Origin of the sequence: Burkholderia sp. MSh2, assembly GCF_000731655.1 — a bacterium.
Taxonomy (GTDB): domain Bacteria; phylum Pseudomonadota; class Gammaproteobacteria; order Burkholderiales; family Burkholderiaceae; genus Burkholderia; species Burkholderia paludis.
In genome coordinates this window covers 1-13,624 of sequence record NZ_JPGM01000004.1, presented here as the reverse complement: position 1 = coordinate 13,624, position 13,624 = coordinate 1, and the positions used below count along the sequence as shown (strand labels likewise).

Genomic DNA, 13,624 nt, shown 5'->3' with positions numbered 1-13,624 from the left:
CGGCCGGTCAGCCGGCGTGCCCATCGATCAGCTCCCCTTTTTCCAGATGCACGAGCGAGCGCGCGGCGCCGGCCGCGTGCGCGTCGTGGGTCACCATGATGATCGTCTTGCCGAGCTCGGCGTTCATCCGCTGCAGCATCGCCAGCACGTCGGCGGCCGACGCGCGGTCGAGGTCGCCGGTCGGCTCGTCGGCGACGATCAGCACCGGATCGGTGATCAGCGCGCGAGCGATCGCGACGCGCTGCTGCTGGCCGCCCGACAGCTCGGACGGGTAATGGCTCGTCCGGTCGCCCAGGCTCACCATGTCTAGCACGAGTTCGACGCGCTCGCGCCGCTCGCGGCGCGACAGGTGCGTGAGCATCAGCGGCAGCTCGACGTTCTCGAACGCGGTGAGCACCGGCATCAGGTTGTAGAACTGGAAGATGAAGCCGACGTTCGCCGCGCGCCATTCGGCCAGTTGCGCTTCCGCGAGCAGCGAGATGTCGAGCCCGCCCACGCGCAGCTCGCCGCTGTCGGGCCGGTCGATGCCGGCCACCAGGTTCAGCAGCGTGCTCTTGCCGGAGCCGGACGGCCCCATCAGCGCGACGAAGTCGCCCTCGCGGATGTCGAGCGTGATGTCCGTCAGCACGGGCACGATCTGGTTGCCGCGCCGGTACGATTTCGCGACGTGGCTGATCTCGACGAGGGGCGGCGGAGCGTCGTTCACGCGGGCGCTACTTCTTCGCGACGGTCACTTTCGCGCCGTCCTTCAGCTTCGCGCCCGGCGCGAGCACGACCGTGTCGCCGGGCTTCACGCCGCCGATGGCGACGAGTTCGCCGATCCGCATGCCCGTCGTCACGGCGGCGGCGCGCACGGTGTCGTCCTTCACGACGAACACGACGGGCCGGCCGTCGCGCTGCGCGACCGCGCTCGCCTGCACGGCCGTCACGGGCTGCCGGTCCTGCGCCGACACGGGTTTCGACAGGAACGCGATCTTCGCGCTCATGTCGGGCAGCACGCGGTCGTCGCGGTCGACGAAGCGCACCTTCACGAGCACGGTGGCCTTCGAGCGATCGACGGTCGGCACGATGCGCGACACGCGGCCCGCAAAGCGCGTGTCGGGCAGCGCGTCGAGCTGGATCTCGCACGGCTGCCCGGCGCGGATCGTCGCGATGTTCGATTCGGCCACGTCGGCCTCGACCTCGAGCGTGTCCATGTCGGCGATCGTCACGACCGCGCCCTTGCTGTCCGACGCGGACGAAAACGGCGTGATGTTGTCGCCGACGTTCGCGTGCTTCGCGAGCACGATGCCGTCGAACGGCGCGCGGATCACTGTCTGGTCGACCGCGACCTGCGCGGCCTGCGCGTTGGCTTCGGCGGACGCGATCGCCGCCTGGTCGCTGTTGAGCGACGCGCGCGCCTTGTTCACGCGCGCCGTGTCGGTGTCGAGCTGCGCGGCCGGCACGGCGCCCCGCGGCGCGAGCGCCGAGGTGCGGCGCAGCGCGATCTCGGCGTCCTTCAGCTCGGCCTGCTCGACGCCGAGGTTCGCGCGGGCGACCTTCACCTGCGCGAGCGCCTGCGCCAGCGACGCCTCGACGTCGCGGCTTTCGAGGCGCGCGATGATCTCGTCCTTCTTCACGCGCGTGCCCTCGAGCACGCCGAGCCACTCGACGCGCCCCTGGCCCTTCGACGCGACCGCGGCCTTGCGCTGCGGCACGACATAGCCGGTCGCGTTGAGCTGCGTGTCGTTCTGGTACGGGTAGGCGGACGTAACGGACGTGGTTTCGACGGTCGGCCGGCCGGTGAGCGCGAGACCGGCGGCGGTCGCGACGACGAGGATTGCGGCGGCCGCTGCGTAACGAAGCCACCGCCGGCGCGGCGCCGGTGCGAGCGGTCGTCGGTCGATCTTCAGTCTGTCCAGATTGTGATCGGGCAATTTGAGCGCCTCGCGACGGCGGCGGGCCCGTGCCGGGGCCCGCCGCGATCCGGTTTCCGGGGAAAGGGACGGATGGACGCCCAGTATAGCGTCGCGGGCAGGCGCGCGAGAGCCGGTTTGGCGGGCCGCCGCGACCGGCCGGCGCACGGGTGCGCGGCGACGGTTGCGCGGGCACGGGCGCCGGAAACCGGCATCCTCGGGGAAAACCCGAGACATGCAAGCCGCGTGTCAACTCGCCGCGAAGGCGGCGCGTTATGGAGCCAGTACGTCAGTTTTTGTCGCGGCGAAACGGCACAGGCCGACCGCCCGGCGGCAACCGGAAATCCCGGCGCGACTGGCGTTCCGATGCGGATGCCTCGCATCTTTTACCGGTACGTTTGACTATTTCTCCGCTAAAGGAAGAACAATGAAGAAGACGCTCGCTTCGATCATGACCGCAGCATTCGCACTCGCATCGGTTTCGGCATTCGCACAGACGGCAGCCCCGGCAGCCGATGCGCCGGCAGCCGCTCCGGCACCGGCCAAGAAGGATCACAGCAAGCCGAAGCACCAGCTGAAGCAACACGGTTCGGCCAAGGGCAAGGCAAAGGCCGCCGCCGCATCGGCAGCCGGCACGAACGACGCAGGCGCGCAGAACTAAGCGATTCGCCCGGAGCCGGTACCGCCGGCCACCCGTCGCAGGACCCCGCATGTTTCGGCATGCGGGGTTTTGTTTTTTCAGGCGTCGCGAACGCCCGCCGCCGGCGGCGCGCGCATCGCATCGACCACCGTTCGCATGCGCCGCCAGTGCGAGCCTTCCCAGAACACGCGCCGGCACACGTCGCACGCGGCGAAGCGCCGGTGCCGCTGCCGCACGCCGTCCGGCACGCGCGGCGCGGCGGCGGCCGCGTCGAGCGGATGCAGCGGCGCATTGCAGCGCAGGCACAGCCGGAACGGCCGCATGTGCGGCGCCAGATCGAGCCGCTCGAACAGTTCGCGCAACTGCGCGGCCGGCTGCTGCGCGTGCACGTAGCAGCCGCGCGCGACCGCGCGGCGTTTCAGCAATTCGCGGTCGCGGGTGAGCACGACGCGGCCTTCGCGCCCGGCGAGCGTCGCGATCTCGTCGTCGCGATAGTGATTGTCGTAGCAAGTGTCGAAGCCCGCGAGGCGCAGCAGTTGCGCGAGTCCGCCGAGATGCGCGTCGGCGAGGAAGCGCCATTCCGCGGGCGGCTGCGCGAGCCGTTCGACTGCCGCCGGCTGGGCCCGCTCGGGGTACGCGTCGACCCGGTCGCCTTCGTCGAGCCGCCGGTCGAGTGTGGCCGGCGCGCCGTTCACGTGCAGCCGGCCGATTTCCGTATGAGGAATGCCGAGCGCCTCGATCGCGTGCTTCACGGTCGCGTCGCGCGCACACGCACGCGCGAACGCGCGGTCGCGCAGCGTGTGCGCGAGGAACGCGTTCAGCTCGTCGTGGAAGCGGAAGGTCGCGGTCGCCATTCACGCAGTATCGCACCGCGCCCGGCCGGCCGCGTGTCCTGCAAATGCCGCGCATCTGTGTTTAACTCGCCGCTTCACGGAGCGAAGGAGCGGGCAATGGACCTCGGATTTATCGGGCTGGGCGAAATGGGGCAGGCAATCGCGACGAACCTGCTGAAGGTGGGGCACGCGGTGCGGGTCTGGAACCGCTCGCGCGAGCGCGCCGAGCCGCTCGCCGCGATCGGCGCGCAGATCGTCGACACGCCGGCCGACGCGTTTCGCGGCGACGCGGTGTTCTCGATGCTGGCCGACGACGCGGCCGCGCGCGCGATCTTCGACGATGCGCTGCTCGCCGAGGCGCCGCGCGGGTTGATCCACGTGAACATGGCGACGGTGTCGGTCGCGCTGGCCGAGTCGCTCGCGCACGCGCATGCGTCGCGCGGCATCCATTACGTCGCCGCGCCGGTGATGGGCCGGCCCGATGTCGCGGCCGCCGCGCGCCTGACGATCATGGCGGGCGGCCCGGCCGAGGCGATCGACCGGGTGCAGCCGCTGTTCGACGCGATCGGCCAGAAGACCTGGCGGTTCGGCTCGCTGCCGCAGCATGCGAACGTCGCGAAGATCGCCGCGAACTTCACGCTCGCTTCGGCGATCGAGACGCTCGGCGAAGCCTCCGCCCTGCTCGGCGCGCACGGCGTCGCGATGCGCGACTTCCTCGACGTGATCACCGGCAGCGTGTTTCCGGGGCCCGTCTACGAGGGCTACGGCAGCATGATCGCCGAGCGGCGCTACGAGCCCGCGCGCTTCAAGGCGCGCCTCGGGCTGAAGGACGTCCGGCTCGCGCTGGAGGCCGGCGACGCCGCGTCGGTGCCGCTGCCCGTGGCGAGCGTCGTGCGCGACAGCCTGCTCGACGCGCTCGCGCACGGCGGCGGCGAGCTGGATTTCGCGGTGCTCGGCGAAGCCGCGCTGCGCCGCGCGGGGCGCTGATCCGGCCGGCGACAGAAGTCCCGCGCACCGGCATAATCGTCGTTTCGCGTTTCCTTACATACAGGCAGAGGCGGTCATGAACTTGCATACGTGGTGGCTTTTCGTGGCGACGGTGTTCGTCGTGTCGGCGATTCCGGGCCCGAACATGCTGCTCGTGATGACGCACGGCGCGCGGCACGGGCTGCGGCGGTCGGCGTCGACGATGGCCGGCTGCCTCACCGCGCTGGTGCTGATGCTGTCGGTGTCGGCGGCGGGCCTCGGCGCGGTCCTCGAAGCGTGGCCGGCGATGTTCAACACGTTGCGCTTCGCGGGCGCGGCCTACCTTGTCTACCTCGGCGTGAAGGCGTGGCGCGCACGCGTCGACGAAGCCGCGCCGGCCGCCGACGTCGAAGCCGTGTCGCGCCAGGCTGCGCCGGCCTCGCGCGGGACGCTGTTCCGCAACGGTTTCCTGGTCGCGGGCAGCAACCCGAAGGCGATCCTGTTCGCGGCCGCGCTGCTGCCGCAGTTCATCAACGCGGCCGAGCCGACGCTGCCGCAGTTCGGCGTCCTCGTCGTCACGTTCGCGGTGATCGAGGTGAGCTGGTATCTCGTCTATGCGTCGTTCGGCACGCGCATCGGCGCGACGCTGAAGAGCCAGAGCGTCGCGAAGGTCTTCAACCGGCTGACCGGCGGCCTGTTCGTCGGCTTCGGTGCGATGATGGCGCTGGTGCGCCACTGATTCCGGCCTGACGCGGCCGCGCCGAACGCCCCGCCACTCGCAAGAGGGCGGGGCGTTCGGCTTTTCGGGCGCGTGTCACGCACGCGGGCGGCGCAATGCCGCCGCGCGGGCTCCGCGCCCGGCCGAGCGCCCGAAGACGGCGGCCGTGCCGGCGAACGCGAACCCGACGCCGCACACCGCGCTCCACCCGCCCCAGGCCCATGCGCTGCCCGCGAGCGCCGCGCCGAGTGCGCCGCCGATGAAGAACAGCCCGACGAACAGCCCGTTCAGGCGGCCGCGCGCGGCCGGATTCAGCAGGTTGATCTCGCGGCGGCCGATCGTCTGGTCGACGATGACGCCCGCGTCGAGCAGCGCTGCGCCGGCGGCCAGCAGCGCGAGCGCGAGCCCGCGGTGAGCGTGCGCATCGAAGCCGAACCAGCCGGCGCCCGCGATCCCGAGCACGGCCAGCGCCGCGAGCATCGTGCCGTGCGCGATCCGTTGCGCGGCCGGGCCGTGGCCGCGGTCGCCCGCGCGGCCGGCGAGCGGCGTGACGATCGCGCCGCTCGCGCCGGCGAACGCGAACAGCGCGATGCCGTGCAGATCCAGACCGAACGGCGGCCCGGCGAGCCGCAGCCCGACGGCTGTCCAGAACGCGCTGAACGCGGCCATCGCGAGCGCGGCCGACAGCGCGTGCCGGCGCAGGACCGGTTCGTCGGCAAGCAGCCGCCCCATCGACGCGAGCAGCGCGCGGTAGCCGGCCGTGACCGACGGCGTGCGCGACGGCAGGCGCAGCGCGAGCACGGCGGCAAGCACGGCGTTCGCGAGCGCGGCCAGCACGTAGAACGCACGCCAGCCGGCGGCGCCCGCGATCAGGCTTGCGAGCGGCCGCGACAGCAGGATGCCGAGCATCAGCCCGCTCATCACGTTGCCGACCGCGCGGCCGCGCTGCGCTTCGGGCGCCATCGACGCGGCCATCGGCACGAGCATCTGGATCACGCTCGACGCGGCGCCGGCGACCAGCGTCGCCGGCAGGAACACGGCGCCCGACCGCGTGAACGCGGGCAGCGCGAGCGCAGCCGCGCATGCGGCCAGCGTCGCGACGATCAGGCGGCGATTCTCGAGCAGGTCGACCAGCGGCACGAGCAGCACGAGCCCGGCCGCGTAGCCGAGCTGCGGCAGCATCGCGACGAGGCCGGTCAGGCCGGGCGGCAGGTGCAGGTCGGTGCTGATCGGGCCGGTCAGCGGTTGCGCGGCGAACAGGTTCATCACGATTACGCCGACCGTCGCGGCGAAGAAGAGCGTCATGCCCGCGCTCAACGCGGGCGGCGCACCGGCGGGCGTGCTGACGGGCGGGCGAACGTCGGCGGGGCAAGGGGCGGCAGGGCGGTTCATCGGGGGCCTGGCGGATGGGTCGAAGGAATCCCCATCGTAGGCGGCCGATGTTTATGCGACAATTGAATTATGTCTAACATGATTATGCGAGTTTGTTTTGAATACGCGTGATCTCCAGGCGTTCGTCGCGGTGGTCGACAGCGGGTCGATGGTCGCGGCGGCCGCGAAACTCCACCTGACGCAGCCGGGCCTGACGCGGCGCGTGCAGAACCTCGAAACGCTGCTCGGCATGCCGCTGCTCGAACGGCAGAGCAAGCCGCTGAAGCCGACTGCCGCCGGGCGCGACGTCTACGCGCTGGCGCGCAACGTGCTGGGCGCGGTCGACGAACTGATGGCGGCGGGCGCGCCGGACAGCGAGCCGTCCGGCGAACTGCGCATCGGCGTCCCGCCGTTCCTGTCCGAGCTGGCGCTCGAGCAGCCGATCGACCGGCTGCGCGACGCGTTTCCGCGCCTCACGCTGCGCGTGACGGCCGGCTGGTCGCCGGCGCTGATCCAGGGGATCGAGCGCGGCGCGCTCGACGTCGCGGCCGTGATGGTGCCGGCAAGCGCGCCCTTGCCCGACCCGCTCACGGCGACCTGGCTCGCCACGCAGCCGACGGTGCTCGTCGCCGCGCGCGACTTTCCGCTGCCGGACGGCCCGCTGTCGATCGATACGCTGTCGGGATTTCCGTGGGTGTTGAGCCAGGACGGCTGCGGGATGCGCTCGGCGCTGAGCCGCACGCTCGGCGCGGCCGGGCTGCCGTTCGACGTCGCGGTGGAGGCGTTCGGCTCGGAGCTGCAGTTGTCGCTCGTCGCGCGCGGCGCGGGCATCGGCATCGCGGCGCCAAGCGCGCTGGCGCGCAGCGCGCACCGCGATGCGCTGCGCGTGGTGGAAACGGTGGGGCTGGAGACGCGGATCAACGTGTGGATCGTGCACGGCGCGCTGCCGGGCCGCCTGGTGCGGCCCGTCGCGCTGCTGCGCGATGCGCTGGGCGAGGTGCTCGATCGCGAGAACGGGAAGGGGTCAGATGCAATGGCGACGGTCTAGAGGCAGCATTCGAGGGAAAATCCTTATTTTCTCTACGGAAATGTTGCATTGCGGAAACCGATTCGCTATAGTTGCACCTGTCTCCTCCATGTCTCCTCTGATATGGATTCAGCCCGCCTCTTAGGCGGGCTTTTTTTTGCCTGCGATTTTTGCGCGCGGCACTGCCGTGCGCCCCTGGTCGCCGCGCTCAGAACTTGTACGTCATCCCGACGTAGCTGATGATCGGGTCGGCCTTCAGTTCGGACTTCGACTCGGCGAGCACCGTGCCGTCGGCCGCCTTGATCGTCACCGTCGACGTCGTCTTCAGCGGAATGTACGTCACCGACGCGATCAGCCCGAAGTGCTCGGTCATGTTGTATTGCACGCCTGCGTTGAACACCGGCTGCCATGACGACGACGCCTTCGCCTCCACCGATGTCGTACCCGGCTTGCCCGCGCCCGCCGCGAGAATCGCGCCGAGGTTGTCCTGCGTCTGCTTGATGAAGTTCGTGTTGAGCTGCAGGTCGCTGAACCAGTTGTACGACACGCCGAGGCCGAGGAATGGCCGGAACTTCGCGGTGGCCTGCCCGAAGTAGTACTGCAGCAGCACCGCCGGGCTCCACTGTCGCACGCTCTTCACGATCGGGTTGACCGACGCCAGCCCGATGTTCTGCGTGCCGAGCGCGCCGGCAGGTCCCGGCGGCGTGATCGTGCCCTGTCCCGACACCTTGAACACCGGCGGCACGCCGGCCACCGACGTCACCGCGATATGGTCGGTCAGGAAGTGGCTGACCGTCAGGCCGACGGTATCGGCGCCGCTCGTGCGCAGTCCGGTGCCCGGCGACGTGAACGACGGCGGCAGCCGCAGCGGCGTGTTGATCGGCGTCGGCGCGACGTTGGTCGTCATCGGCGTGCTGCTCTGCTGCGGCATCACGTGGAACCACCCCAGCGTGACGACGTTGCTGCCGGCACTCTGCGCGTATGCCGCGAGCGGCGCCAGCGCGGCGGCGCCGGCCGCCGCGCAGAGAAGGGTCTTCTTCATCACGGCTTGCCCCTCCGCTTACTGGACGAACGCGCCGATCGTGAAATACGGCGTCGATCCGGCGTTGTCGAGGAAACCGAACACGCCACCCGTGAAGATGAACTTGCCGGTCGGCGTCGAGCTGCTGGCGCCGGTGTGGATCGTCGTCACCGTGCCCGGCACCTTCTGCGTGTAGTCGAGATCGAGCGCGGTCGCGAGCGATGCCTGCGATGCGTTGAACGGATCGAGCAGCGTTGCCTGGGTGTTGGTCAGCGCGGTGGTGCGATAGTCGAACTGGCTGTCGACGCCGATGTACTCGCCGTTCTGCGAGCCGACCGCGATCATCGACTGCGGCGCGAGGATCGAGATGCTCGATTCGTCGTCGGCGGTGAGGCCCGGCACGCCGTTGCTGTCGGGCGTCGGGTTCGGGTTCGCGACGCCGGTGCGCACGAGGATCGGCACGAGCTGGTTGCGCAGCTTGCCGACGATCATGAAGCCCTTGCCCTGGGGCGTCGTCGACAGCGTCGGTTTCAGCTGGCTCGCGTAGTTGTTCGACTGGAACGCGCCGCTGCCGTCCGCCGATTGCACGAAGTTCGTGCCTTGCTGCGTGCACGCGCCGCCGGCGAACTGGCCGGTCGAGTCGCACTTGGTCCACGAGCCGTCCGCGTTGATCGTGACCTTCGCGTCGATCGACGCCGGCGCGAAGTTCTGCGACGGCACTTCGCCGAAGCCGACATGGCTGTAGGTGCCGGCGACGTTCGCGATGTTGGTCTCGATCGACGAGAAGCCGATGAACGGGTAGTACGGGAACTTCGTGTCGGGCACCGCGGCCTGGCCGAGCACGCCGTTGAACTGGATCTCCTTGCCGGGAATCGTGCCGCCCGCGACGCCCATGCCGACGAAGATGCGCGCCGGGCGCGTCGGGTCGAGGCTCGCGCCGTTCAGGCGGTACGCGCACTGGTTCAGCTTGGTGGTCGGCAGCAGCGTTTCCTGCGTGAGCGTGCCGCTGTCGACGGTGCCCGCGCGGGTTGGCACGACGGTGCCGGTCGTTTGCGGCACCGGCGATTCGACGTACGTCACCTGCCAGGTCATCTTGGTCGTGTCGAGCTGGACCTTGGCGAGTTCGCCGCTGCCCGCGCCGCCCGTAAACACGGTGCTGTAGTCGAGCGAGGCGGGGCAGAGCCGGTCTTCGACGAGCGGGGGCGGATTGTCGTCGCCACCGCCGCAGGCGGAAAGAAGGGGGGCGGCAAGGGCCGCCGCGAGAATGAGGTTGCGCTTCATGTTGCTCCTCCAGATTTGTCTTGTGTGGCGGCCAGCTCCCTGTCGGCCGCTTCTGTCGCTTGTGCTCGTCCTGCCCGCGCCGTGCCGCGCGCGCGTCACGCGACGGCGGGCGAGCCGCCGTCGCGTCCTCGTCCGCTACTTGCTGATCTGCGCGCCCACGCCGAAGTACGGTGTCGACGTCGTCGTCGAGTTCGCCGACGTCGACGTGACGCCGCCGTTCACCGTGCCCTGGATCAGCGCCGCGTACAGCCCGCCCGTCGCGATCACCACGCCCGACGCGGACGGGTAGCTCGCACCGCTGGGCGGCGTCGTCTTCGCGTTCAGCAGGCCGGGCGTCGCCTGGCTGTAGTCGAGCGTGAAGCCGTCTTCCTCGACCTGGGTGGTCGGGTTGATGAACGACGCATTGCTGCCGCGAATCAGCGCGGCGGTGTACTTGAAGTTCGAGTCCGCGCCCGCGTAGCCGCCGTCGATCGCGCCCGACTGGATCGCGGTTGCCGCGCCGAGCACCGCGATGCCCGATTCGTCGTCGACCTGCGCGTCGAGGTGCAGCGGCGGCGTGCCGAGGTTCACGTTGCCCGTGCGCACGATCACCGGCACCGTCGCGCCGTTGAGCTGGCCGATCACCATATGCGCGGTGGCCGACTTGCCGGTCGCGCCGATCAGCGGCAACTGCGTTTGCGGCAGTGTCTGCGGCGCTTTCGTGCTGTCGAAGTAGCCGCCGTTCGCGGTGTTCACGGTCCACGGATTGCCGGTCGTCTGGCAGCCGCCCGTGCTCGTCGACGTGCACGCGCCGTTCGCATCGAACGTCTCGCTCGAGTTCGTGCCCGCCGTCGCGTAGTTGCCCGACGGCACCAGGTGGTAGATCAGCGCGTTGTACGTGCCCGGCAGCTTCGAGAGATCCGTGGTCGTGTTCGCGAAGCCGAGGAACGGATAAAAGTCGAAGTGACGGTTCGGTACCTGGCCGACGTTCTGGAGCACGCCCGGGATGATCGTCAGCCCGTCGTACTGCACCGTCGCGCCCGGAATCCCGCCGCCCGCGACGCCCATGCCGACCAGCAGCATCGGCGGGTTCGCCTGGTTGAAGTCGGCGGCCGTCGAATAGGTCGCGCCGCCGGGCGCGGTGCCGGTGCCGGGCGTGAGGACGAACGCGCAACGTGTCTGTTCCGCGGTCGGCAGCGTGCCGGTCGGCGGATGGACGGCCTTGCCGGTGATCGTCGTGCCGGCGCGGCTCGGCGTCACGGTGCCGGTCGCGAGCGGGATCGGCGATTCGAGCCACTTCAGCGTGTAGGTCATCGCCACGGCGTCGATGTTGACGCTGACGATCTCGCCGCTGCCGGCGCCGCCGAGATACGTGCTCTTCACGATGTCGGCGTCGGCCGGGCACAGCGAGGCGTTGACGGGCTGCGACGGCGGCGGCCCTTGCGTGCCGCAGCTCGATCCGGAACATTGGGGCGCATTGATCGGCGCGAGCGCGCCGCCGGAGTCACCGCCGCCACATGCAAGCAGGAAAGGGGCAATGGCAAAGGCCGTTGCCACCCCCTTCGATAAGGTGTGCGACATGCCGCTGTCTCCAATCGTTTAATTGTGCGAGCTAATGTCGCCGCCTTGATTTTTGCTGTCAATTGATGAACCCGTCTAAAAAAGGCGATTGAAACGGATTAGGTGTTTTTAATCCTTACTGGAAGCGGCATGCGGTAAGAATTAAAACGGACGACAGCCTGCCGGGAGTGTCCGGAGGGGAGCACATGTCTCACCGGGAAGACTGTCGGGGAGCCTTCTTGCGTATAACGGCAGTGTTTAAAGCGGGCGATATCCGGTGTATCCCTAATCGGGATTGACTGGATAAAGAGGGGGCAATTAATTCACTGGTAATCGTGAAATGGAAAGCTTGTAAATATTTGTAAATGCGTGAACGGAATTTTATATATTGCCTGATACGGGTAAATAAAAAGCCGGCCAGCGGCCGGCTTTGTTTCGCGTGCGATGATGATCAGCGTGCGAGGCCCGTATCCTCGGCCGCGCCGATGCTCAGGTTCATGCACTGGATCGCGGCGCCCGACGCACCCTTGCCGAGGTTGTCGAGGCGCGCGACCGTGACGAAGCGCTCTGCGTTGCCGAACACGAACAGGTCGACGCGGTTCGTGTCGTTGTTCGCCTGCACGTCGAAGAAGCCGCCGTCGAGGTTCGCGTCCGCGTCGAACGGCGCGACGCGCACGAACGCTTCGTCCGCGTAGTACTCGGCGAACACGCGCTGCACGTCCTGCGGCGTCGCGCGTTTCGCGAGCTGGTCGGGCGTGAAGTAGGTCGTCACCGCGAGGCCTTTCAGGAACGGGCCGACGATCGGCGTGAAGATCGGCGGGTTCGCGAGGCCCGTGTGGGCCGCCATTTCGGGCAGGTGCTTGTGCGTGAGGCCGAGCGCATAAGGGCGCGGGCTCGCGAGCTTGCCGCCCGGCGCGGCGCTTTCGTAGTCGGCGATCATCGACTTGCCGCCGCCGCTGTAGCCGGTGATCGAGTAGCTGTGCGCGGCGAACGTCGGCGCGACGATGCCCGCATCGACGAGCGGGCGCATCGCGAGCACGAAGGCCGATGCATGGCAGCCCGGCACCGCGATCCGCTTCGACGTGCGGATCTTCTCGCGCTGCGCGCGGGTCAGTTCGGGCAGGCCGTAGGCCCAGTCGGCGCTGGTGCGGAACGCGGTGCTCGCGTCGATCAGCGTCGTGTTCGGGTTCTCGACGAGCGAGGCCGATTCGCGCGAGGCGACGTCCGGCAGGCACAGGAACGTGACGTCCGACGCGTTGATCAGACGGCGGCGCTCGTCGACGTCCTTGCGCTTCGCTTCGTCGATGCGCAGGATCTCGATATCGTTGCGCGCCGACAGGTATTCGAAGATCTTGAGGCCGGTCGTGCCTTCCTGGCCGTCGACAAAAACTTTGGTGCTCATTTCGCTCTCACTGGATGAAACGGGGGCCCGCGCCCGGAGACCGCCATTTTAAGACGTCATCCGCCGGGCCTGTGCCGCACGGGGTGAAAAAAAGACGGCCGGCGGGCCGTCTTGTGTCCCTTTGACGCCCACGGGCGCGCTGGCGTCGGGGCGTGCTCAGCGGTCGCCGGCGACCCAGCGGGCCGTCGCTTCGGCGATGCGCCGGCCGAATGCCGCTCCGGTCGCGAGGTCGCCCGGCAGCGGCGCCTCGTCGGGCGTCGCATCCGCCGGCGATTGCGCGAGCAGGCCGGTGAAGCCGCCGAGGTAGTTGATGTCGTTGCGCGTGGCCGCCTTCGTGTTGGCCGGCATCAGGCTCGTGCCGACCCACACCATCCCATGCTGCATCGACAGCGTGACGAAATATTGAATCGTCGAGAACTTGTCGCCGTTCATCGTCGCGGAGTTCGTGAAGCCCGCGGCGATCTTGTCCTTCCACTTCTGCGTGAACCACGCTTTCGACGTTGCATCGGCGAATTGCTTGAACTGCGCCGACGGGCCGCCCATGTAGGTCGGCGCGCCGAAGACGATCGCGTCGGCCGCATCGAGTGCGGCCCAGCCCGCGTCGTCGAGGTCGTCGACGGCGAGCAGCCGCGCGGTTGCGCCGGCGTCCTGCGCGCCGGCGTGCACGGCCTCGGCCAGTTTCTGCGTGTGACCGTAGCCGCTGTGATACACGATGACGATGTTCGGCATGAAGCGTTCTCCGGAAAGGAATGGGAACGGCGGCCGCAGCGGCTCGCCGCGTCACGCGTCGCCGGCGGGCGGCGCGACGGATGCGCGGCGCGCCGCCGCGACCGGTGAAGACGAGTCTAGCAAGCCGAAATGACGGGACAGCGCACGGGCGCGGTACGCTGAAATTTGCGGCAGCAACGTGGCGCGACGGGCAACCTGGCAC

The 13,624-nt window shown here is 69.3% G+C and carries 13 protein-coding genes; 4 read left to right on the top strand and 9 right to left on the bottom strand.

The features are described 5' to 3' along the window. Positions 1 to 7: 7 nt before the first annotated feature. Entirely contained in the window at positions 8 to 706 is a 699-nt protein-coding gene (locus GQ57_RS02560; RefSeq protein WP_031396972.1) for an ABC transporter ATP-binding protein, read from the bottom strand. A gap of 7 nt (positions 707 to 713) precedes the next feature. Next, positions 714 to 1,916, bottom strand: coding sequence for an efflux RND transporter periplasmic adaptor subunit (locus GQ57_RS02555; RefSeq protein WP_031396971.1), 1,203 nt, complete (start codon positions 1,914 to 1,916; stop codon positions 714 to 716). A 406-nt stretch (positions 1,917 to 2,322) separates the two neighbouring features. Between GQ57_RS02555 and GQ57_RS44225 the strand changes: the two genes are divergently transcribed. Continuing rightward, complete coding sequence (locus tag GQ57_RS44225; RefSeq protein ID WP_031396970.1) at positions 2,323 to 2,556, top strand: hypothetical protein; 234 nt, start codon at positions 2,323 to 2,325, stop codon at positions 2,554 to 2,556. A 77-nt stretch (positions 2,557 to 2,633) separates the two neighbouring features. On the opposite strand, the gene GQ57_RS02545 is transcribed toward GQ57_RS44225, so the two are convergent. Further along, a complete protein-coding gene (locus tag GQ57_RS02545) occupies positions 2,634 to 3,389 on the bottom strand; it encodes a Mut7-C RNAse domain-containing protein (RefSeq protein WP_034197008.1) in 756 nt (251 codons plus the stop codon). Between GQ57_RS02545 and GQ57_RS02540 the strand changes: the two genes are divergently transcribed. Together GQ57_RS02540 and GQ57_RS02535 are read left to right on the top strand one after the other, a co-directional pair. Further along, positions 3,279 to 4,355, top strand: a complete 1,077-nt coding sequence (locus GQ57_RS02540) for an NAD(P)-dependent oxidoreductase (RefSeq protein ID WP_268810859.1) — start codon at positions 3,279 to 3,281, stop codon at positions 4,353 to 4,355. The genes GQ57_RS02545 and GQ57_RS02540 overlap by 111 nt on opposite strands. A 76-nt stretch (positions 4,356 to 4,431) precedes the next feature. Beyond that, on the top strand, positions 4,432 to 5,073 hold the full coding sequence (locus GQ57_RS02535) for a LysE family translocator (protein ID WP_031396967.1): 642 nt from the start codon (positions 4,432 to 4,434) through the stop codon (positions 5,071 to 5,073). 75 nt (positions 5,074 to 5,148) lie between these two features. Here the strand turns inward: GQ57_RS02535 and GQ57_RS02530 are convergent, their stop codons facing one another. Continuing rightward, complete coding sequence (locus GQ57_RS02530; protein WP_034197006.1) at positions 5,149 to 6,444, bottom strand: MFS transporter; 1,296 nt, start codon at positions 6,442 to 6,444, stop codon at positions 5,149 to 5,151. A gap of 97 nt (positions 6,445 to 6,541) precedes the next feature. On the opposite strand from GQ57_RS02530, the gene GQ57_RS02525 reads away from it, so the two are divergent. Continuing rightward, the gene (locus GQ57_RS02525) at positions 6,542 to 7,471 is read left to right on the top strand and encodes a LysR family transcriptional regulator (protein ID WP_034197005.1); all 930 of its coding nucleotides are present in this window, start codon (positions 6,542 to 6,544) and stop codon (positions 7,469 to 7,471) included. 187 nt (positions 7,472 to 7,658) lie between these two features. On the opposite strand, the gene GQ57_RS02520 is transcribed toward GQ57_RS02525, so the two are convergent. The 5 genes from GQ57_RS02520 to GQ57_RS02500 form a co-directional block, all read right to left on the bottom strand. Continuing rightward, positions 7,659 to 8,492, bottom strand: coding sequence for an OmpW/AlkL family protein (locus tag GQ57_RS02520; RefSeq protein ID WP_031396964.1), 834 nt, complete (start codon positions 8,490 to 8,492; stop codon positions 7,659 to 7,661). Positions 8,493 to 8,510: 18 nt separating this feature from the next. Then, positions 8,511 to 9,752, bottom strand: coding sequence for a DUF2957 domain-containing protein (locus GQ57_RS02515; RefSeq protein ID WP_031396963.1), 1,242 nt, complete (start codon positions 9,750 to 9,752; stop codon positions 8,511 to 8,513). A gap of 135 nt (positions 9,753 to 9,887) precedes the next feature. Beyond that, complete coding sequence (locus tag GQ57_RS02510) at positions 9,888 to 11,312, bottom strand: DUF2957 domain-containing protein (RefSeq protein ID WP_031396962.1); 1,425 nt, start codon at positions 11,310 to 11,312, stop codon at positions 9,888 to 9,890. Between the two features lie 430 nt (positions 11,313 to 11,742). Next, the gene (gene argC, locus GQ57_RS02505; protein ID WP_031396961.1) at positions 11,743 to 12,693 is read right to left on the bottom strand and encodes an N-acetyl-gamma-glutamyl-phosphate reductase; all 951 of its coding nucleotides are present in this window, start codon (positions 12,691 to 12,693) and stop codon (positions 11,743 to 11,745) included. Between the two features lie 156 nt (positions 12,694 to 12,849). Beyond that, positions 12,850 to 13,422, bottom strand: a complete 573-nt coding sequence (locus GQ57_RS02500; RefSeq protein ID WP_031396960.1) for a flavodoxin family protein — start codon at positions 13,420 to 13,422, stop codon at positions 12,850 to 12,852. Positions 13,423 to 13,624: the final 202 nt, after the last annotated feature.